The organism is Ruminococcus sp. AM26-12LB, assembly GCF_003480785.1.
Taxonomy (GTDB): Bacteria; Bacillota; Clostridia; order Lachnospirales; family Lachnospiraceae; genus Blautia_A; species Blautia_A fusiformis.
This window is the reverse complement of record NZ_QUJX01000005.1, coordinates 37,061-57,941: the sequence shown is the minus strand read 5'-3', so window position 1 is coordinate 57,941 and position 20,881 is coordinate 37,061. Positions and strand designations below refer to the sequence as shown.

Annotated in this window: 22 protein-coding genes; 6 read left to right on the top strand and 16 right to left on the bottom strand. The window is 41.9% G+C overall.

The features are described from left to right. From DW694_RS04685 to DW694_RS04665, 5 genes are all read right to left on the bottom strand, one after another. Nucleotides 1-534: a class I SAM-dependent methyltransferase gene (locus DW694_RS04685; RefSeq protein ID WP_110103577.1), complete on the bottom strand. Its 534-nt coding sequence runs from the start codon at nt 532-534 to the stop codon at nt 1-3. Next, nucleotides 535-756, bottom strand: a complete 222-nt coding sequence (locus DW694_RS04680) for a DVU_1557 family redox protein (protein ID WP_005427475.1) — start codon at nt 754-756, stop codon at nt 535-537. Beyond that, nucleotides 756-3,050, bottom strand: coding sequence for a pyridine nucleotide-disulfide oxidoreductase/dicluster-binding protein (locus DW694_RS04675; protein WP_110103576.1), 2,295 nt, complete (start codon nt 3,048-3,050; stop codon nt 756-758). Before DW694_RS04675 ends, DW694_RS04680 begins: the two co-directional genes overlap by 1 nt. A gap of 101 nt (nt 3,051-3,151) precedes the next feature. Further along, nucleotides 3,152-5,914, bottom strand: coding sequence for a molybdopterin-dependent aldehyde oxidoreductase (locus DW694_RS04670; protein ID WP_110103575.1), 2,763 nt, complete (start codon nt 5,912-5,914; stop codon nt 3,152-3,154). Nucleotides 5,915-5,950: 36 nt separating this feature from the next. Then, complete coding sequence (locus DW694_RS04665; RefSeq protein WP_015526497.1) at nt 5,951-6,211, bottom strand: hypothetical protein; 261 nt, start codon at nt 6,209-6,211, stop codon at nt 5,951-5,953. A gap of 209 nt (nt 6,212-6,420) precedes the next feature. On the opposite strand from DW694_RS04665, the gene DW694_RS04660 reads away from it, so the two are divergent. From DW694_RS04660 to DW694_RS04645, 4 genes are read left to right on the top strand one after another with little or no spacing between them, the layout of a single operon-like run. Beyond that, nucleotides 6,421-7,353 (top strand): NTP transferase domain-containing protein, encoded by a 933-nt coding sequence (locus tag DW694_RS04660; protein ID WP_021650129.1) that lies wholly within the window; start codon nt 6,421-6,423, stop codon nt 7,351-7,353. Then, the gene (locus DW694_RS04655; RefSeq protein ID WP_353615798.1) at nt 7,274-8,419 is read left to right on the top strand and encodes a histidine phosphatase family protein; all 1,146 of its coding nucleotides are present in this window, start codon (nt 7,274-7,276) and stop codon (nt 8,417-8,419) included. The genes DW694_RS04660 and DW694_RS04655 overlap by 80 nt, the downstream gene beginning before the upstream one ends. 31 nt (nt 8,420-8,450) lie before the next feature. Further along, nucleotides 8,451-9,476, top strand: coding sequence for an XdhC/CoxI family protein (locus DW694_RS04650; RefSeq protein WP_092071085.1), 1,026 nt, complete (start codon nt 8,451-8,453; stop codon nt 9,474-9,476). After that, nucleotides 9,473-10,336, top strand: a complete 864-nt coding sequence (locus DW694_RS04645) for a TylF/MycF/NovP-related O-methyltransferase (RefSeq protein ID WP_110103571.1) — start codon at nt 9,473-9,475, stop codon at nt 10,334-10,336. The genes DW694_RS04650 and DW694_RS04645 overlap by 4 nt, the downstream gene beginning before the upstream one ends. Nucleotides 10,337-10,499: 163 nt before the next feature. Here DW694_RS04645 and DW694_RS04640 read toward each other — a convergent pair whose 3' ends face one another. From DW694_RS04640 to DW694_RS04620, 5 genes are read right to left on the bottom strand one after another with little or no spacing between them, the layout of a single operon-like run. Further along, nucleotides 10,500-11,183: a molybdenum cofactor guanylyltransferase gene (locus DW694_RS04640; protein WP_092071092.1), complete on the bottom strand. Its 684-nt coding sequence runs from the start codon at nt 11,181-11,183 to the stop codon at nt 10,500-10,502. After that, nucleotides 11,170-11,661: a MogA/MoaB family molybdenum cofactor biosynthesis protein gene (locus DW694_RS04635; RefSeq protein WP_110103569.1), complete on the bottom strand. Its 492-nt coding sequence runs from the start codon at nt 11,659-11,661 to the stop codon at nt 11,170-11,172. The genes DW694_RS04640 and DW694_RS04635 overlap by 14 nt, the downstream gene beginning before the upstream one ends. A 3-nt stretch (nt 11,662-11,664) precedes the next feature. Beyond that, the gene (gene moaA / locus DW694_RS04630) at nt 11,665-12,639 is read right to left on the bottom strand and encodes a GTP 3',8-cyclase MoaA (RefSeq protein ID WP_044960389.1); all 975 of its coding nucleotides are present in this window, start codon (nt 12,637-12,639) and stop codon (nt 11,665-11,667) included. 1 nt (nt 12,640) lies between these two features. Further along, nucleotides 12,641-13,126 (bottom strand): cyclic pyranopterin monophosphate synthase MoaC, encoded by a 486-nt coding sequence (moaC, locus tag DW694_RS04625; protein WP_118752616.1) that lies wholly within the window; start codon nt 13,124-13,126, stop codon nt 12,641-12,643. Continuing rightward, nucleotides 13,116-13,571: an MOSC domain-containing protein gene (locus tag DW694_RS04620; RefSeq protein ID WP_118752615.1), complete on the bottom strand. Its 456-nt coding sequence runs from the start codon at nt 13,569-13,571 to the stop codon at nt 13,116-13,118. Before DW694_RS04620 ends, moaC begins: the two co-directional genes overlap by 11 nt. Before the next feature lie 222 nt (nt 13,572-13,793). Between DW694_RS04620 and fdhD the strand changes: the two genes are divergently transcribed. Continuing rightward, on the top strand, nt 13,794-14,492 hold the full coding sequence (fdhD, locus tag DW694_RS04615) for a formate dehydrogenase accessory sulfurtransferase FdhD (RefSeq protein ID WP_243004415.1): 699 nt from the start codon (nt 13,794-13,796) through the stop codon (nt 14,490-14,492). A gap of 117 nt (nt 14,493-14,609) precedes the next feature. On the opposite strand, the gene DW694_RS04610 is transcribed toward fdhD, so the two are convergent. Together DW694_RS04610 and DW694_RS04605 are read right to left on the bottom strand one after the other, a co-directional pair. Continuing rightward, on the bottom strand, nt 14,610-15,608 hold the full coding sequence (locus tag DW694_RS04610) for a molybdopterin molybdotransferase MoeA (protein WP_286186868.1): 999 nt from the start codon (nt 15,606-15,608) through the stop codon (nt 14,610-14,612). A gap of 58 nt (nt 15,609-15,666) precedes the next feature. Further along, nucleotides 15,667-16,692, bottom strand: coding sequence for a molybdopterin-binding protein (locus DW694_RS04605; RefSeq protein WP_021650138.1), 1,026 nt, complete (start codon nt 16,690-16,692; stop codon nt 15,667-15,669). A gap of 136 nt (nt 16,693-16,828) precedes the next feature. Here DW694_RS04605 and DW694_RS04600 point away from each other — a divergent pair, with 136 nt between their 5' ends. Continuing rightward, entirely contained in the window at nt 16,829-17,074 is a 246-nt protein-coding gene (locus DW694_RS04600) for a helix-turn-helix domain-containing protein (protein ID WP_118752613.1), read from the top strand. A 268-nt stretch (nt 17,075-17,342) separates the two neighbouring features. Here the strand turns inward: DW694_RS04600 and DW694_RS04595 are convergent, their stop codons facing one another. The 4 genes from DW694_RS04595 to DW694_RS04580 form a co-directional block, all read right to left on the bottom strand. Further along, nucleotides 17,343-18,599, bottom strand: a complete 1,257-nt coding sequence (locus DW694_RS04595; RefSeq protein ID WP_015526510.1) for an RNA-guided endonuclease TnpB family protein — start codon at nt 18,597-18,599, stop codon at nt 17,343-17,345. A 17-nt stretch (nt 18,600-18,616) separates the two neighbouring features. Beyond that, entirely contained in the window at nt 18,617-19,033 is a 417-nt protein-coding gene (gene tnpA / locus DW694_RS04590) for an IS200/IS605 family transposase (RefSeq protein WP_110103580.1), read from the bottom strand. Nucleotides 19,034-19,248: 215 nt separating this feature from the next. Next, complete coding sequence (locus tag DW694_RS04585) at nt 19,249-19,821, bottom strand: CDP-alcohol phosphatidyltransferase family protein (RefSeq protein WP_055057096.1); 573 nt, start codon at nt 19,819-19,821, stop codon at nt 19,249-19,251. Further along, nucleotides 19,811-20,875 (bottom strand): FUSC family protein, encoded by a 1,065-nt coding sequence (locus DW694_RS04580; RefSeq protein ID WP_021650142.1) that lies wholly within the window; start codon nt 20,873-20,875, stop codon nt 19,811-19,813. The genes DW694_RS04585 and DW694_RS04580 overlap by 11 nt, the downstream gene beginning before the upstream one ends. Between the last annotated feature and the right edge of the window lie 6 nt (nt 20,876-20,881).

Genomic DNA, 20,881 nt, shown 5'->3' with positions numbered 1-20,881 from the left:
CTACTCCTTTCTGCCAACCAACATGGTATAGCGCAGCTTCTTTCCTTTATATTCTTTCTGCAGAAGCTTATACTCTTCGCAGCAGAACGAATCATTCCAGATTGCTTCCAGATAATATTCCCGCCAAAGTAACGTCTGATCCTCCTGCCGGAGAATGGTAAATCCTGTCTGTTCTGCCATTTTCAAAAGATTTCCGGTATCCAGATCTGACAATAAAAGAAAACCTCCCTTTTTCAAAACGCGCCAGCATTCAGATAGTGCATTTTTCTGATCTCTGCTAACAAAAAATGCACACTGGCTGATGCAAAGATCTATACTGTCTGATGAATACTGCAAATGCAGAAAATCGCCAATTTCCACATCACTGCCCCGTGGGAAAAGATCCACGCCATGTGCTTCCAGCCCAAATGATTTCAGGATTCGAACCGTGTCTCCTTCTCCTGCTCCAAGATCCAGTGCTTTCATTTCTTTTTTCCATTCTATGTTCTCCAGAAGATGAAGCGTCTGCGCTTCCCCTCCCGGATGCCTGTTCATCTATTTATCCTCCAGTGCACGCTCCACCGCGAGCACTTTTCCAAGTGCGAGTTCTTCCGGAACATACACAAACCCACACTTTGGACAGACAGGCATTTCCACAGGAAACCCATTTTCCAGATACATAAATTTTGCTTTTCCTTTTACAAGAGGAACCTTACATTTCATGCAGGTCAGCTTTCCTTCCGGATCAATCGTATAATATGTTCTTTCTACTGCCATTACTGTCCCACCCTTTTCATAATATTCATTCGATGACTGTATGCTCTGTGTACCAGATATCCGTCTTCTGTTTCCACAAACCGCACCCAGAATGTGACATTTCCCAGTCTGCTTCTTGTCACCAGTTCTTTTGTTTCTTCATCCAGGATTGCTTCCTGATTTTCTCTGTAATCTGATAACACACGTTCCACATCACTTTTCAGTATCATGCGCTCATCCATCATATGGATTGCCTCTTCTGTATAGGCAACAGTATAGTCTTTTTTCTCCATGATCGGTTCCTCATTCCAGATGTTTTTTAAAAGTGTCTGTTTCAATATGAGCCTGTTGTAGCGTTTCTCACTGATATCAGGCATGTTGCTGGCATTTGCACCATACAGAAGTTCCATGATATGTCTGGATTCTCTTCCCTCTCTGGCAAATCGGTCTCTGCATGCCATGCAGTATGTAATATATGGTGCATCGGAACGTTCCAGACACTTTTCTGTCATTTTCGCTGCCATATCTTTATTGGCATATGCCGTCAGACCTCCATATCCACAACATGGAGACAAATCTCTGGAATATTCTGTATCTTCAACGATACATCCCATATCCGACAAAAGTTGTCGTATCATATCTTGTGTCTGTGCATCCCCTCTGGCACCACAGGCATCATGTATGGCAACCGGTATCTCCAGTCCTTTCGCCTGCTGTGGAAGTCCGATTTCTCTCAAAATTTCCCAGATTCCTATAACATGTGCTCCAATACTTTCTTTTAGCTGCTTCATGCAGCTTGGACAGCCTGCAATGATGATCGGATCACCAAGCTTGGCCAGTTCCTGTTTCAGCTGCTCATTTACTTTTTCTGTCATTTCATAGCGGCCCGCCCATTCGCTGATTGCACCACAGCATCCCAGCATCAGAGCAACACCTCTATCTACCCGATTACTTAAATCTTCGTATGCCTGCATAACCACATCCGGCGCTATCGCCCCTGCCTGACAGCCCGGGAAAAATACATATCTGCAAGTTTCATATCCCGGCTGGGGTCTGCTTAAAAAAGCCTCTGAATTTGAAAATAACATGTCCATCAGTGCAAATTCATGTGGCGCCAGCGGCATCTTATCTGTGGATACCATATTTTCTCTTGCTGACTTACACACCTGACTCATATCAAATCCATTCGGACAGATCACCGTACACTGTCCACAGAGGGCACAGGCATTCATCGGTTTGTTCATCGGATGATCTCCCATGATAATCTGAGTATTATTATAGATCTCACGGGCTAATAAACCCGGATGTTTTTGATATTCACTTAAATACACACAGCCTTTCATGCATTCGTCACAATGACACTGAATACATCGTTTTGCTTCTTCTACAGCTTCTTCTTTTGAATACCCATCCTGACCACAGAAAATCTTATTCGATCCATGGATTCCTTCCATGTTCGTATAAAGCTTGGTAGTCACTGCTCCTTCACTGCCTCTGTTGCTGTGCGGCGATAAATTCTGTACCAGAAGATCCACTGTCAAAGCTGCCCGCTTTGCGGCAAAAGCCGCATCCATCACAGATTCCGCAGGTCCGCTGACAATCTTTGCCTGTTCTCTTAACATAATCTCGACATCTGCTGCTTCTTCCGGAGCTAACATTTTTGCCACTTCTTCTGATGCGCATACCACATCTGCCAGTTCCATTTTTTCTCTGATAAACGAAAGATTCAAACTGCATCCAAATTCAAAAGAAAGATCCATAGATTTCAGACGTTTCGCTTCATTGCTGCGGTCTGATTCCAAAAGATGTCCGGCTGCCGCTGCAATATAGCTTTCATAATCTTCTTCCTTACAATAAATCGTCGTAGGATACATTTTCTTTTCCAGTTCCCCCGCAAGAAACAGTGGAAATAATCCAGAACCAAAGATTGCTGCCTTTTTCTTCTTTCTCATGCGGAATACACTGCTTCTTCTTCCCGGTTCTCCATACCGGACAATCGCACGTTCTACTTCTCGTATGGAGACACCATCACCAAGTTCACAAAGCTTGCAATTATCTTCGCAAGGTGCCGTACATCCATCACAGAGAATCATTGGAAATGGTGTAATTTTCTCATAAATTGCCAACGCTTTCTTAAAATTTCCTTTTGCAGCATAATACAGCATCTCTTTTGTATCCATTTTGAAAGGACAGGCTGCAACACAGTAGGCCGGCTGTTCATGGACGCAGAGACTGATCATATGATCCATCTCTTCTTTTGACATTCGATTTACATGATAAACGTGAGTAGAACCTCTCTCCTGTATGTATGTCATAACCTGATACTCCTTTCGTCTGTAAAGGGGAGGCAGTTTCCCGTCTCCCCTGATTATATCACAGTTGGCAGCTTTTACTCCAACCACATTATGAATTAAGCTTATTTCTCAAGTTCTTTTAATGCTGCAAGAACCCTTTCCGGACGGGCAGGGATACGTGTAATACGTGCACCTGTCGCATTAAAGATTGCATTCAGGATTGCAGGATGTGGAGCATCCAGTGGAGCCTCACCACAACCAGCCGCACCGTAAGGACCACTTGGACGATATGTTTCATTGAAGTGAAGTTCAATATCATCCGGAGCATCCTTTGGATATGGAATACCACAATTCTTCAAAGTGGTGTCATGGTTCAAATCTTCAAAATCTTCCGAAAGAGCAAGACCGATACCCTGTACAAGACCACCATAGAAATTACCTTCTACAAGAAGTCTGTTCATGATCGTACCTACGTCAGCTACGCAAGTAAATTTCTCAACGGTAACTTTACCTGTTTCTATATTAACAGCAACTTCCGGCAGGAAGATAGTATACATATAAGTTGCAAATGGATCGCCCTGTGCGGTATCCTGATCGATCGGATGATCTGCACAGAATGTAGTTACCCAGTTACCTTCATATTTTGTTGCAAGCCCTTCTGCTACCATCTCATCATAAGTACGGAATGTTCCGTCTTCTTTCTTCATTGCTGCTACAAGATTTTCTGCAGCCAGACGACATGCATTACCTGACATAACCTGTGAGCGTGATCCTCCTGCAGGTCCTGCATTCGGACATGTCTTCGTATCATTCATAACCAGTTTAATCTGTTCCGGTCTGATTCCTGCCTGACGCAGTGTTTCATGAGATGATACAAGAACACCCATATCAGCCCCCTGTCCATGATCTTCCCATGCAGCATACATCGTAACGGTTCCATCCGGATTTAATTCTGCAAATGCATTTGATGTATCAACACCATCAAGACCACAACCGTATACTCCAAGAGATACACCGATACCATATTTCATCTTTCCGTCAGAAGCTGCATTCTTTTCGGCAACACGTTTTTTCGCCGCTTCATACAATGGACGTGCTTTCTTAAACAAATCTTCCTCACAATATACCTCCGGTGGATAACCTGTCGGGATGGTAGTGCCCTCTGATTCTTTATAGCAGTTCATTTCACGGATATCAAACGGATCGATTCCCATCTTAGCTGCCAGCACGTCAATCGCAATCTCAGATCCCATATAAGACTGTGGTGAACCATAAGCACGGAATGCGGAGCCCCATGCATGGTTTGTAAATACGGTTGTTGATTTATTACGAATAGAATTAATTCCATAACCTGCGCCTGTAAACTGAGAAAGTCTCATGGTAAGCAGATCGCCAAATTCTGAATATGGACCGTGATCTACATAGTTGTTACCCCAAAGTGCTAAGAGTTTACCATTTTCATCTGCTGCAAGCTTAATATTCATAAATGCAGGAGATCTCTTTCCTGTATAAGTAATGTTCTGGAACTGATTAAATACCAGCGATACCGGACGTTCCAGAATCTTAACAGCTGCACCAATCAGAGCCTCATTTGTCGGTGAGAACTTGTAACCAAATGTTCCGCCTGCATGGTTCTGAACAAGTCTTAAGTTTTCCATTGGTACACCGATACCATCTGCGATCATAGGCATATGAAGATGTATACCGATAGATTTGGAATGCACTGTTATCATACCGTCTTCATCAATATATCCATAACCACAGTCCGGCTCAAGGTGAAGATGAGGCTGGCGTGAACAGTAGGACTCGATCTCAACCTGCTGTGAATCCGGAATGCTGTCCCAGTCAAAGTCCGGTCCCTTGATACAGTTTGTCTCAAAAAATGCGTTTGGAGTACCAGGATGGATCTCTGCTGCATCCGGTGCGATTGCATCCATTGCGTTCATATATGCAGGAAGTTCTTCGATCTCCACCTTAACTGCATCTGCTGCTGCACGTGCATGCTCTTCTGTGTCGGCAGCTACGATCGCAATCGCATCACCAAACTGAAAGATCTTTTCGTCGCAGAGTACAGGACGCTCAAATCCGTCTGTCTTATTGTGTTTCGGAAGCATTACAAGACCATTGATCTTGTTGGTTCCGCCTGCTGCCTTAATGTCCTTCGCTGTAATAACACGAACAACTCCCGGCATACTCTCTGCTTCTGTTGTATCGATACTGAGAATATTTGCGTGAGAAACCTTGGCCTGTGTAAGTGCAAGACGAAGAGTTCCCTCCGGCATCTTTAATGCATCATCTGCACCGAAATCCCAGGTACCTGTTACCTTCTGTGCTGCTGATGGACGGATATAGTTTGTACCGACAATAGAATCACCTGTCTGCTTGAATACGAGGTCTTCTTTGGTCATCTCGCCACGCATAACTGCTGCTGCCGCCATGGTCGCATCGATAAGCGGCTTGTAACCTGTACAACGACAGAGATTACGCTGCTTGTTAAACCAGTCCCTCACTTCTTCACGGGTAGGGCTCGGATTATTATCGAGAAGAACCTTTGCTGAAATAATAAAACCTGGTGAACAGAAACCACACTGTGCACATCCATATGCCATCCATGCAACCTGTATCGGATGCATATCAGAAATTGTTCCCACACCCTCGATTGTTGTGATCTCTGCATTGTCCGGAACACGGCTCATCTTGTAAATACAGGATCTTGTAACTTTTCCGTTCATAATAACATTACATGCTCCGCAATGACCTTCTCCACAACCGATCTTACATCCTGTAAGAAGAAGATGCTCACGAAGTACCTGAGCCAGTGTCTCATCCTTATCAAGAATAAGGATTCGCTCCACACCATTGATCTTCAATGTCTTTTTAATCATGTTTCATTCCTCCTTTAAAAAATACACGTTCCGATGTTACAAATCTTCTGACTTATGTGTTCCGCATGGATCATGATCGGCTCCCTTACCCGTCAGATCTTTAAGTCTTTCCATTCCTCTGACAGAATAGAAAACAATGGAAGAGCTGCTTCCGTCCAGATTCTCACCGCTGAGTTTTAAAACATTCGCATTCTCATAATAATCAATCGGAAGTGTCCGACTGTATTGCTCTCCTGTGCGCTCATCTTTTACCTGTATCGTAACTTCTTTTGCGGTAATTTCAAAAATCTTATCCATGGAAACGTTCTCCTGTTTACATTATTTTGTATAATTTCATGTTATCATAATTTTGTACAGTTTTACAAATTGTAAATAATTATTAGTTGGCTATTTTCGTCCTTTTTTATATTGTTTTTATTACTTTATTTAAAAATTTTACTATTTATCCTCACTTTTCATGCTATAATAATGTCAAATTTGTACAATGTTATTTTTAGGAGGTATCTATGATGCAGACAGGTGCTCTCATCGTAGCTGCAGGGAAATCGTCACGAATGGGAGACTTCAAGCCCATGCTTCAGCTTGGATCCATTTCCATCGCGCAGCGTGTGATTAATAACTTCCGGCAGGCCGGAATCTCTAAAATAGTAGTGGTAACCGGATACAATGCGGATGCTCTAGAACGCCACCTTGCTTCCAATCATGTTATTTTTCTTCGAAATGAGGACTATGAAACTACTCATATGTTTGATTCTGTCAGGATTGGACTGGAATATTTAAAAGACAAAGTGGATACGGTACTCTTTACACCTGTAGATGTTCCACTATTCACAGCACATACCGTTACACAAATGCTTTCTCTTGGACAGCCTCTTGTCACTCCGGTCTGTAACGGAACTCCAGGTCATCCGATCCTGATTCGTTCCTCATTAATTGAGTCCATTTTAAGCAATGATGGAAACACTGGTCTGAAGGGTGCTGTAGAACATTGTGGAACTCCCATGTATTGTTTAAATGTAGAAGATCCTGGAATCATTCATGATGCGGATACACCAGAGGATTATGTAGAACTTCTTCGTGCACACAATCAAAGTCTGATCCGTTCAGAGATTCAGATTCAGCTGGCACGGGAAAAGGTCTTCTTTGATGAACAGCTTTATTCGCTGCTTACACTGATTCATGAAACAGGATCTGTTCGTGATGCCTGCGAACGCATGCACATTTCCTACTCCACCAGCTGGAATCTGATCCATACATTAGAATCTCAGCTTCATGAACCGCTGATTATTCGAAGTCAGGGCGGTGTAAAGGGCAGTCACAGTGAGCTGACACCATACGGAGAAGAATTTTTGAAGCGATATGCCCGTTTTTCAGAGGAAACACGTACCTGTTCCGAAGCAATATTTGAAAAGTGTTTCAGAGGATTTTTCAATGCGTAATCTTTATCTTATTCGACACGGAAAACCACAATATCCAGATGAACATTCTTACTGTATCGGTCAGACTGATTTTTCTTTATCTATGCTTGGACATCTGCAGTCAGTCCTTCTTCACGGAGAACTGGATGATAAAATAACTGCTGTTTACTGCAGTCCTTTGTCAAGAGCTATGGAAACGGCTGCACATATCACACCTGATCTTCCACATATCACTATCTCAGATTTAACAGAACGAAATCTGGGAGAATGGGATGGTCTTTCATTTGATGAGATACGCAAAAGATGGCCGGACATATATGAAGCACGTGGAATGAATCCTGATTACCCGATTCCAGGAGCAGAAACTCCTTTCGCATCTGGCATGCGTTTTTCGCAGGCAATTTATGAGATTCTTCGTTCTTCTGAGGGTGATATTGCGATTGTTGCTCATACAGATGTAATTTCTTCTTATCTGTATTTTCTTGATTCAAAACAGCATGCCAGACAGTATTTTCGTCTTCCATGTGGTTCCTATTATCATCTGAACGCAGACGATAACGATCATGTTACCTTATCTGATTCGACTTACCTGCTGCCTCATCCTGACTTGCATGACGAACTATGCCGGATGCTTCGCGATTCGGTGTCTCTTCCTCATCATGTACAGGCGCACAGTGATGCAGTGACTGAATTGGCTTGCCATTTCTGCGATCTGCTGGAATCTCATGGTTACTTTTTTAATAAAAAACTGATTCGCTCCGGAGCACTCCTTCATGATATTGCCAGACTTCAAAAACATCACACCAAAACAGGTGGTGATCTTTTCTTACAATTAGGCTATACTGAAATCAGTCAGATTATTTCACAACATCATGGTTTGCAGAAGACAATTCTGAATGAAGCGGCTATCGTCTTTTTATCAGATAAACTGATTCAGGAAACCGAACGTGTAACCATCGAAAAACGATTTGCGGAAAGTCTGTGTAAATGTAACAGTCCCGAAGCTTTGAAATCTCATGAACGACAGCTTAAACAGGCTCTTGATCTGCAAAATATGATACAGACCATCTGTCACATGACGATATGACTTATAGAAAATTACAGGAGGTGTTTTATATATGAGAACTTTATTTCAGATCATACAACAAGAATTTCAAAAAGAAAACGACCTTGTGCTTGCATCCATCGTTGCTTCCTCAGGATCGACGCCAAGAGGTGCCGGTTCCCGTATGTTGGTTGGAAAAAAAGGCCGAGTTGCCGGAACCATAGGCGGAGGTTCTGTCGAATATCGTGCAGAGCTTATGGCGCTTGATATTCTTGAAAAGAAAGAATCCTGTGAACATGAATTCCGGTTGAATCGCAAAGATGTTGAGAATATCGGTATGATTTGTGGTGGTGATGTTACCGTATTTTTCCAGTATCTGGACCATAATGACCCTATTATTATGGAACTTGCAGTAACTGCTGAAACATTATATAAAGAACGAAAAGATTTCTGGCTGATCTGTGATCTTCATGCTACATCCGGTATGAGTCTTTACAGTGCATCCTATGGATTGACTGGAAATGCTGATGTTCCTTCTTCCATCTTATCTTCCTTATCTGCAAGACCATGCCGTCATCGCAATGAAACCTGTGACCTGTTTACAGAACAAATCGGTACATCCGGAACTGTCTATGTATTTGGAGGCGGGCATGTTTCACAAAAGCTGGTACCAATACTTGCAAGTGTTGACTTTCACTGCATCGTTCTGGATGACCGTCCGGAATTTACAGATCCTGCTCTTTTCCCGGATGCAGCGGAGACAATCCTTTGCGATTTTGATCATCTGGATCAGAGCATTTCTATCACAGATGCTGATTATTGCTGTGTCATGACACGAGGTCATGCCTATGATACGATTGTGCAGGCACAACTTCTTGCCACACCTGCATGCTATATCGGCGTCATTGGAAGTCTCGCCAAAAGAGCTGGTGTATTTCATCGTCTCGTAGAAGAGTATGGAATCGATGAGCGAGAATTAGACCGTATTATCACGCCTGTGGGACTTAATATTAAAGCAGAAACACCTGCTGAAATCGCAATATCTATCACAGGACAAATGATTCAGGTTCGAGCTGAAAGAAAGGCTGCTATGAAATGATGACAAAACATGTCTACAAAACTATTATATTCGGTGCCGGACAGATTGGGCAGATGACTGCCCGACTTCTTGGAAATTCCTATCAGATCATGTGCTTTGCCGATAATGATCCGCGCAAACATGGACAATTTATTGGTAATATCCCAATCTGTTCTCCATCAAAGGCCGCTGCTCTTCTTCCTGATCTGATTATTCTTGGTGTATTGGATGAAGAGCGGCGTGGTTCTATGATGCAGCAGATGGAGCACTTGGGCTATCACGGTTCATTTTGTGATCCTTCTGCACTTCGCATGTTCGATGCACGGGTTGCGGTTATGCGCCTTTTAGCCGAACAGATGCATCAACAAAATATCCCTGGAGATGTGGCAGAACTTGGTGTTTTCCAGGGTGATTTTTCTTGCCTGATCAGTACAGCCTTTCCAGATCGAAAAATACATCTTTTTGATACTTTTGAAGGCTTTTCAGAAAAAGATATTGCCGTAGAAACCTCCAGGCATCTGTCTCGCGCTAAAACAGGTGACTTTTCTTCTACAGATGTAGATTCTGTTCTTCGCATCATGCCTGATCCATCACATGTGATCATCCATAAAGGATGGTTTCCGGATACTTTTTCCGATATTACCGATGAAACTTTCTGTTTCGTATCATTAGATGCAGATCTCTATGCTCCAACTGCTGCTGCATTACCTCTGTTTTATGAACGTCTGTCTATCGGCGGAGTTCTCCTGATCCATGACGTATACAGTACCCAGTTTTCCGGATGTAACAAAGCTGTAGACGAATTCTGCCTGAAACACCACCTGTTTGCAGATCCTGTATGCGATCTGCATGGAAGTGCTATTATCCGAAAAATCATTTAAAACCTAATTGGAAGCCTTTCATAATCCTATACGCCTTCTGTATTATACTATTTTACGAGATACCCTTCAGTCTTTAAATATGTATCAGAATCGTTAATATTCTGAAAATATCCCTCATTGGATTTCCGTATAACAAACAAAAATTCCTACAGTATTTAAAAATCTATAGTTTAACGGATTCCTTTGTGAAAATATCAGCAATTTCGCATTCCGCGCAGACTTTCTTATAGATTTCCGGATCATTGATATTCTGAAAATAGTTTTCCGGTGCACTGGTATGGTATAGGGAATATCCCACTGTATTTAAAAAACGATACACCGATGATCTTCCTGATTCCAGAAAATCTGTGATCTCTTTATAAAGTCTGGCATCATATACCGCTATCAGCGATTCTTCTTTTCCATTATGACACAGCATAGTCACCGGTTGGTCGGCTTTTTCCATTGCGAACTTCAACAGATTTTGAAGTTCTTCCACAGGTACCAGCGGCGTATCTACCCCCAGCACCAGGCATTTTTCTGTCTTTGCCCTTCGAAAACAGCTCTCCAGACCGCCAAGTGGACCCTGACCGGAAATTCGATCCGGCACAATCTCTTCCCCACACTGTGTTCCACGATATCCAGAAATTAAGATCTGTTTTGCTCCCAACTGACATCCTTTTCCGATCTGTATCTCCAAAAATGTCTGTCCATCTAAAAGCAGATCTGACTTCTCCCTTCCCATATGGCTGCTGGCACCACCTGCCAGGACTACCAGCGTAAAATCTGATGGCAATTGCTGTTCTGCCAACTGACCGTTTTCTAATTCAGATATATCAGTCTGCATTTTCCGATTATTTTCTGGCACAGTTCGTTGCCTCCCCGGTCAGGATCTGTAATCCATGTTCCAGCGCTGGAATAATATATTCCAGACTTTCTCTGACTGCTTTCGGGCTTCCCGGCAGATTCACGATCAGTGTTCCTTTTCGAATACCTGCTGCTGCACGACTGAGCATAGCTCTTGGTGTAATCGTCATACTATATGCTCTCATTGCTTCCGGAATCCCCGGCACTTCACGTTCTATAATATCCTTTGTTGCCTCCGGCATACAGTCTCTCGGCGAAAATCCGGTTCCACCCGTAGTTACAATCAGCTCTGCTATTCCCTCATCTGCTATACGAGCCATCTCATCTGCCAGCATCTTTCTGTCATCCGGCAAAAGAATGGTATGCACCACTTCGTAATCGTTCGCTTCCAAAATTTCCTGGATTACCGAGCCACTTTTATCTTCTCTCTCTCCTGCATATCCAGAATCACTGGATGTGATAATCGCAGCTTTCATAATTCCTTATCCTCCTATCTGGGACATTAATTTACATTCATCTGTCTCAATCTCTTCCGATGTAAAATGATGACTGACCGGTTTTTCCCATATTACTTTCTGTATTGCCTCTGTCAGTTCATCATCTGTGCATCCTGAACGCATCAAATTCTTCAAATCCGTTCCAGTCTGATATTGCAGACAGGCTTTTAAAAATCCTTCTGCTGTCATACGCACACGATTACACTGGTCGCAAAACTTATGCGTCATCGCACTGATAAATCCTATTTTACCCTGAAATTCTTCTATTTTATAATAATGACACGGTCCATTCCCATATCGTTCTTTTATTGGAGTCATTCTTCCATATGCTTTCTCTAATATTTCGCATATTTCACTTTCTCCCCGAAACTGAAAATCCTTTCCATATCCAATCGGCATCATTTCAATGAAACGAACATGAATCGGATATTGCTTTGCAAGTCTCGCTATCGATACCAGATTTTCCTGCTCTTCCACTACCGGCACACAATTAATCTTCAATCCAATCTGCGGATACTGTAATGCCGCCTGGATTCCCTCCAGCACCCGATCCAGACTTTCTCTCCTGGTTACCTTTGCAAACTCTGCTGCATTTAAAGTATCCAGACTGATATTTATATCATCAAGCCCCGCTTCTGCCAGATCTGCTATCTGTTCTTCGAGCAATACACCATTGGTCGTTAATGTCACTTTTTCGATGCCAGGAAGTTCTTTTAACATTCGAACCAGTGTGGCACAATTCTTTCTAATTAACGGTTCTCCTCCGGTCAGTTTGATCTTACGTATACCTAAACCAGTCATACATCTGCTGATTCTGGTAATCTCATCATAAGTCAGAATTTCTTCATGCGGGATCTGCACAACTCCATTTTCCGGCATACAATAGACGCACCTGAGATTACATCGATCTGTAATGGATATCCGCAGATAGTCAATCTCTCTTCCAAATCTATCCTTCATACTATTCTTTCGGGTTTCGATATAACCCGCTTTTTCCTCCGCTTTTTTCTACCAGATGAATGTCCGTCAGCTCCATGGACTTGTCAATTGCCTTACACATGTCATAAATTGTCAAAAGTGCCACATTCACACCAGTAAGCGCCTCCATCTCCACACCGGTCTGACCTTCCGTTTTGGCTGTACAGATTGCCGTAATTTCAAGATTTTCTTCATCCATTTCAAAATCTACCGAACACTTCTGAATCATCAGCGGATGACACATCGGAATCAGATGAGATGTCTGTTTTACCGCCATAATGCCAGCCACTCTTGCTACTCCAAGTACATCTCCTTTTTTCACAGTCCCCTGTTTCACTGCATCCATCACAGCCTGACAGACACAAATCTTGCCTTTTGCTACTGCGGTTCTGGATGTCGGTATCTTTCCGGACACATCCACCATAACAGCGTTACCCTTCTGATCAAAATGATTCAGCTTATTCTCCATCTGCCTCACCTGCTGCCTTATCTATCACAATTTCATCGCCTTCTGTCAATACGCCACCATGAAGTACTCTGGTAAAGATACCTTCTCTTGGCATAATACAGTCACCCATAATTTTATAAATCTCACATCCACTATGACATTTTTTCCCGATCTGTGTCACTTCTAATAATACCTCTCCGCTGCGAAGTCTGGTGCCAACCGGCAATGCCTTCAGATCGTATCCACTTACAATCAGGTTTTCTCCAAATGCTCCGTCTTCGATCGGTGCTCCCTTTGCCTTGAATTCTTCTATTTTTTCATAAGAAAGAAGACTCACCTGGCGATGCCACTTGCCGGCATGGGCATCCTTCTCGATTCCAAATTCTTCCATCAGTCTGGCACTATGTACATTCTTTTTCTGTGTACCTTTCTTCTCACTGATATTTACCGCCATAATCTTTCCCATTTTATTTCCTCCTTCATCCCTCAATTCACTCTTTCGAAATAAAGAGATGTCTGTTATACTAGATCTAGTATAACACATAGTAAACATGATAAAAGAATTGTTTTTTCAATTGGAGAAATTATGTATATTAACGAACAATAACAAAATCTGTCTCTGCTAGAGACAAAAACATATCAATATATCGGAAGAAATGGAGAATCCCGTACGGAACAAGAAGAAGTATTGAACGAACATATGATGGATGTCTATATAAATGATCATCTGACTATGAAACTTGTTTGCCTGCCCCAGCATCTGACTGAACTGGTTCTTGGAAGATTGCTGACAGAACAAATCATCACGTCTTCCGAAGATGTAGATCATATCTATATCTGTGAATATGGAAAACGTGCAAAAGTCTATTTAAAAAATTCGGCACACAGCACACAATCCTCATCGGATGCCTTTGTAGAAGTAACTCCTACCTGCTGTACCGGCAATCATATTTTAAATGATTACTTTGTTACATCCAAAGAGCCGCAGTCACTTACACCGATTTTCTGGAAACCAGAATGGATCTTTCATATGGCGGATGCCTTTGCGGATGGTTCTCCTCTCCATGGCATTACCTTTGCCACACATAGCTGCATTCTCGCTCAAAAAGATCACATTCTGTTTTCCTGCGAAGATATCGGACGGCACAATGCTTTGGATAAAGTGATCGGCTACGCTCTGCGGCACAATATTGACCTGCATCAATGTATGGTATATTCCAGCGGCAGAATACCTACTGATATGACTTTAAAGGTCATCCATGCAGGGATTCCAATTCTCTCCAGCAAGGCTTCTCCTACTTCTGAAGCAATTGATCTTGCAAAAAAATATCACCTGACCCTGATCTGTGCAGCCAGAAGGGATCGAATGAAAGTATTTACGAAATAATGTTTGACAACCGCATATTAAACCACCGGAACTGGATATTGAAAGCTTTTTCGCATTTTTCACGAAAGAATCACCGTATCATAGATTACCTCAACCTTGATACGGTGATTCTTTCATTTATTTTAATAACATCACATCTTTTTCATCTATCCCAATCCATATCTTATTTCCAGAAATATGCTTTTGGTACTGCTGCCATTGTTCTTTCGTCACATCTACGCGAATCCTGGCTTCTTCTTTCGTAGATACGATCAAGATATACGAAAACACGTCCTCAATCACTCTTTCCACTTTACATGGAAATACGTTTTTCGTTGTGCCATCTGCTTCCGGTAGTACCGGATGTATAAAGTGACTTCGCACTCCTACACTGCTGGCGTCTTCTTTTCCTGTGGTATCACACTGCAATGTAATTCCCCAGTCCAGAGCCATGACTTCGCCTGCTGCTGTCACCGCCTGCGGGCGATCCTCTATGGCTGCCACTTCCACCAGTTCTGCACCAAATTCTTTCATGCGAGCCGCCAGAAGTCCCTGATTACAATCATAAATCTTCCCCGGAATCAATCTTTTTCCGGGTGCCATTACTTCATCTCCGGTAGTCAGAACAGCTGTTCTTACCCGACGATAAACCTTCACTTTTATGACTCCCATACTGGCCAGTATACCTGCTTCAATAAATCCGATTTTGTCACCCTTTTTCAAAAGAACCGTTCCATTTTTAAAATTCTCTCCCTGATAACAGTAATTCTGCCACTGTCCGGTCGGACGGAAGATTCTGACAGTCTCTTCTCCATAATCTGTATCCTCCTGACGGACACAGCAGTCACAGCCTTTCGGAATAGCTGCGCCTGTCATAATCCGAACCGCCTGCCCCTTTTCCACTGTGACTCTGGAATACTGCCCCGCATCAATCTCTTCCAATACCGTCAACTGTACCGGATGACTTTCTGATGCATCCGTTATATCCTCCGCTTTGCAGGCATAACCATCCACAGGTGATCTGTCAAACGGCGGGTTATCAAATCCTGCAATCATATCCTTTGCCAACACTCTTCCACATGTCTGCAAAAGTGGTACAGTTTCCGTTTCCTCTATTACTTTTGTATGTTCCAGCAGTGCTTCCAGTGCCTACTCTACCGTAAGCTTTTCCATGCTTATTCCTCCTGTCCTGCTCTTATACGCCCTTTCCAAAGCTGCAGTTCGGATAATGACATTCTTTGCAGCCAAGACAGAATCCGCCATTTCCCATATGTGCCAGATCTTTTTTTGTCACTTCTATACCTGCGATAATACGTGGCAGAACAAGATCAAATACGGTGGCTTTTGCATACATCACACATCCCGGCAGTCCCATTACCGGTGTGCCATCTTCCAGATAGGATAACAGGAACATCGCTCCCGGAAGTACCGGAGCACCATAAGATACGATTCTCGCTCCTGTATTTTTGATCGCGCCCGGTGTCTTATCATCTGGATCCACGCTCATACCACCGGTACAGACAATCAGATCTGCCCCTTCTTCTTTTAATTTCATAATAGCGGCAGTGATTTTTTCCATATCATCATTGCACAGAATATGTCCGTGAATTTCAGCACCGTAAGATTTCATTTTTTCGATGATTACCGGTGTGAAAGTATCCTTAATTCTTCCATAAAATACTTCATTTCCGGTGGTTACAATTCCTACCTTCCGTTTCTTATAAGGTGCCAGCGATACCAGCGGTTTTTCTCCTGCTGTTTTCTTCACCAAATCCATTTTTTCTTTTGCAATCACCAGCGGAATCACACGGGTTCCTAAAAGACGGTCACCTTTTTTTACCGGGAAATTTGTATGACGGGTGGCAATCATAATCTCATCGATCTCATTAATAGCATCCAGCCTCGGCACATCCACCTGAAATACTCCGTCACAATCTGCAATCAACTCAATTTTTCCTTCTTTTACATCCGTTGGATGCATATTCTCATTGATGCACACATCACACAGAATCTGCGCTGCTTCATTTTCATGCAAAGTATTTTCATCCTTCTCCCACACATAAAGATGGTCTTTTCCCAGAGATAGCAAAACCGGAATATCTTCTTCCTGTACAATATGTCCTTTACGAAAGGCTGTATCTTTTACCACATCCTTCACAATTCTGGTAATATCATGGCACAGTACATGTCCTACCGCGTCCGTTGTTTTAATACACTTCATGACGTTCCCCTTTTACTTTCTGTCCAGAAAAGTTATAAATTTATATGGAGTAATTGTAACATATTGCCAAGAAAAACACAACTTTCATAAACACGGGAGTTTGACACATTGAAATCCAAAAAATTACCGCAAAGCCTTGAACACGGGATGTAATTATTCTTCTACAGCGAATAAATATGGTTGCTCCTACGGACAAGTTTATGCATGGGTTAAAAAATATAAAGATAAAGGAATCGAAGGATTATATGATCGACGAAGTAAGAACAAAGCGATTTCTCAATTATCAGATATTGAGAAGTTGAAAGCTGAAAACCGACTACTAAAAGCTCAAACACAGCAGCAACAAATGGAGATTGATTTCTTAAAAAACTCGACGAAATAGAGAGGAGGTGAACCTGACCAAGACACGCAATACAACAAAATACCTTGCAATCAAAGAATTATAGATTATTTCTGGCTTTCCATACTGGCAGTCATAATTGTTATCTCCATAATCATCGCATATATCATAGTATGAACAGGATCTTTTTATAATGATTTATTTTCTATGTGAACTACTCGGCAACTGAGTTACCAGAGCATCTGAATTAAGGCGGGATACCGCCTTTTCAGGGTGCGTCCATGACACCACTACTGTTTGCTCTTTAGAGCTATACAGCTACTTTTATTATTTCTGGCGTTTTTAGTCCGGTTACGGACAGTTCCTTTTTCTCTCCGGATACGGAGAGATATTTTCTCAGGATGTTATATGCACCTACAGCATCTGCGTTATACTTCCGGTTTCTGTCCCTGTACAGTCCCCTTTGTTTTCGGTTGCATGGCTGTGCATATCTTTTTTCCACCTCTGGTGACAGCGGACTGCACTGGCTGGTATAGCTTTCTTCCTGTCTTACAAAACGGATCCCGTACATCTTAAGCTTATATTCCATCATGCTATAGAGCCTGTTATACGGCAGATTGTGGAACTTCTGGTTTGTTCTGTGTCCCAGGTCTTTTCCTTTCCGGATATTCCGGATATCCCCTGCCACAACACAGGTAATTCCCTGTTCACGGCAGTATTTTGCAAAGTATCTTGTGATCTTGTGCAGATAATCCGTTACCGAGTTCTGCTTTTTCTGATATAATCTGCGAATATGTTTTGATGTGACTGGATGTTTTATTTCCTTCACAGACTGCTGTCCATACCATTGTGCCTGCACCCTTGCAATCTCTTTATGAAAATATCTTTCCAATGCAAGATATCTTCTGCCCAGGATAAATGTATTCCCATTCCCGGAATCATAGCATGTCATAAGATTATGAAGTCCCAGATCAACTGACAGATAGTGTCCATTCTGCGAAAGTTCTTCCCTCTCTGAAATCTCATAAACAACAATAACTTTACATTCACCTTTTTCCGGTGGGTAGATCCGCAACTGTTTGATCTGATCCATGCCCCTGAAAATCTTATTTTCAAGATAAAGAAAGTTCTCATGGATCTGATACGTTTCTTCCATATATCTTTTTAATGCTTTTGGAAGGGACAGACGGACTTTTTCTGTGTCCCATTCATGTACAATTCCCATCTGCATATAGGTAATGGGGATACTTTCCTGTTTAAACCGCGGTGGTCTGGGATTCTCAATCCCTCCGGATCTTTTCAAGGCGTAAAAAGATTTCCATGCTTTATCCAGCAGCTTGCAGACTTCCTGGGCTGTCTGAGATGGAAGCTGTTTATACCACAGATCCTCTCTATGGGATTTTTTCTGATAATACCAGTCCGGGTATTTCTCCATTCCCATTTCTTTGTAATGCTGACGTTCGTAATTACAGACATTCCAGAGCTTGGATGCCGCATAACACATATGTCCGATGACGTTTGCATATTCCTGACTGACCTTTATGGATGTTTTCTTTGACAGCAGCATTTCCCACCTCTATGATCTCAATAAACTTTACTCTGATGCTCAATATATCTGCGGATGTTTTCTTCCGACACAGACCCGACCGTTTCCACATAATAGGAATGGTTCCACAGCTCTCCTTTCCAAAGCTGTTCTCTTATTTCCGGAAAACGTTCGAATAATTTCCTGCCGGTGATCCCTTTCAGATATTTCACGATCGCAGTTATGGATAATTTGGGAGGAGCAGACACAAAACAGTGCACATGGTCTCCTTCCCCGCATTCAAACAAATGGACGGTAAAACCTTTATCCGCTGCGATCTCCTGCACCAGCTCCTGAAGATATGCTTCAATCTCCGCATTCAATATCTTCCGCCAGTATTTCACTGACCATACCATATGGTAATTAATATTGCACACACAAGTGCGGTAATGTATAAGATTCTCCTTCATACATATAGTATAGCATAGTATTAAGAATATCACAATAAAATGCCGAACATATTTTCTTTTTTAATAAAGCTGGATACAGCATTTTTTAGTAAAAAAATAAATATATTTTACTTATAATGTGCAGATATGCACAGTTTACGCTTTCATCTCGGCAATTGAATTACCGAGGATTCCCGCTTATCTTCCTAAATATTTTTCTAGTCATTGTAATATAAAATTGCTTATACAGTCTCTTCCTTAAGAGTCCTGGTATTCTGGATAATATACAGAGCGACCGATATGACCATCATTATAGCGCACAAACCAATCAACAGATCTGATACCATCGGTGTAATGTGGAACCATATAATATGCACCGCTGCAGTTCCATATAATAAAAAGGTTACTATCTTTCCATGCCAGTCTGCACCATGTACTTTTCCTGTCTTTCGTATCACAAGACATCCACTGACTACCATATACAGCTCCTTACCTGCCATTATTACGATTAAAAGAAGCACATGCGGAAAACGAGTAAACAGACAGATTAACATCGCTGCCTGTGTCAGCTTATCAGCCACCGGATCAAGTATTTTTCCTAAATTACTAATCCTATGGAATCTTCTTGCGATATATCCATCAGCAAGATCCGTAAGACCAGACAGCAATAAGATTTCACCAGCTAACAGAGGATTTTTCTTTACACAATAACTCCATATAATTACCGGAATCAGACAAAGCCGAAAAAAAGAAAGAAGATTAGGAACCGTAATAATTCTATTCAAATTTTCTTCCTGATTCACTTCACTCTGCATGTACGGTCATCTCACTTTCCTTTTTTTTAGACATAAACCAATAAAATATAACACAAAATGCTAAAGCAAACACAACACCAAAAACATTTTGAATCACTCTAAGACTAACCGCTCCTTGTAGTCCATAAGTCTCTGCAGCAATGGCTAAAGCACCAAATGTGTTAAATACTGCCTGCCAGCCATATTGTGCTGAAAATCCTACACCGATTCCACCAAGAATTCCTATATATGCATAGATTGACGAAGGAAGCAGAAAATATAATACTGTAAAACATATAACACCTGCAATATTTCCGACAATCCTTTTACGGACTCTGTAGTGCATATCTTCCATAAACGGCAAAATCGCGGACATGGCCGCAATACCAGCCCACATTGCACGTGGCATATTACAAAGTTCTGCAATGCAAAGGACAATCGGTACGCATAAAATCTGACATATCTGCCATTTTGTTCTGGAAGAAGTGATATCAAATTCTTGTATCAGATCTTTCAGATTTCTTTTATAAGTTCTGTTTTTATGATTTCGATAAAATACGAAGCAGGTAAGTGCTGCACCTAAAGCCATTCCGACTAATCGCATCTGATAGCTTTTTCCCGTAACATCATAACCATATAGCAGCAGATACCCAAGAACCAATGTAGATTGATTAAACATAAATGGATTATGGCATCCGAACAGAATCAACACAGCCAGTGCCGCAATATTTAACAGCATTCCAAGTACCGGTGAAAGCTGGTTTGCTAAATGCGGACATACAGTCATAATTACAAAGAACAAAGCCAAAAGCATCGTAGATTGTCCGGTGTGGATCCCCAGATCCGCATTTCTAAACACCATGAGACATAATAAGACTACTACACCTACAATGCTGTTCTCATTTCCAAATAGGATGCTGAAAATACTAACAAAGAAAAAACAAAATGCCATTGTAACAGCTATCTTCACTAGATATACCCACATATGATATAATTTTTCTTTTAGTGTTTCACTCTTTTTCAACAGGTTTTTAGAACCTGCCTGATTTAACTGCAACTCCTGATAAAATGTCATATAAAT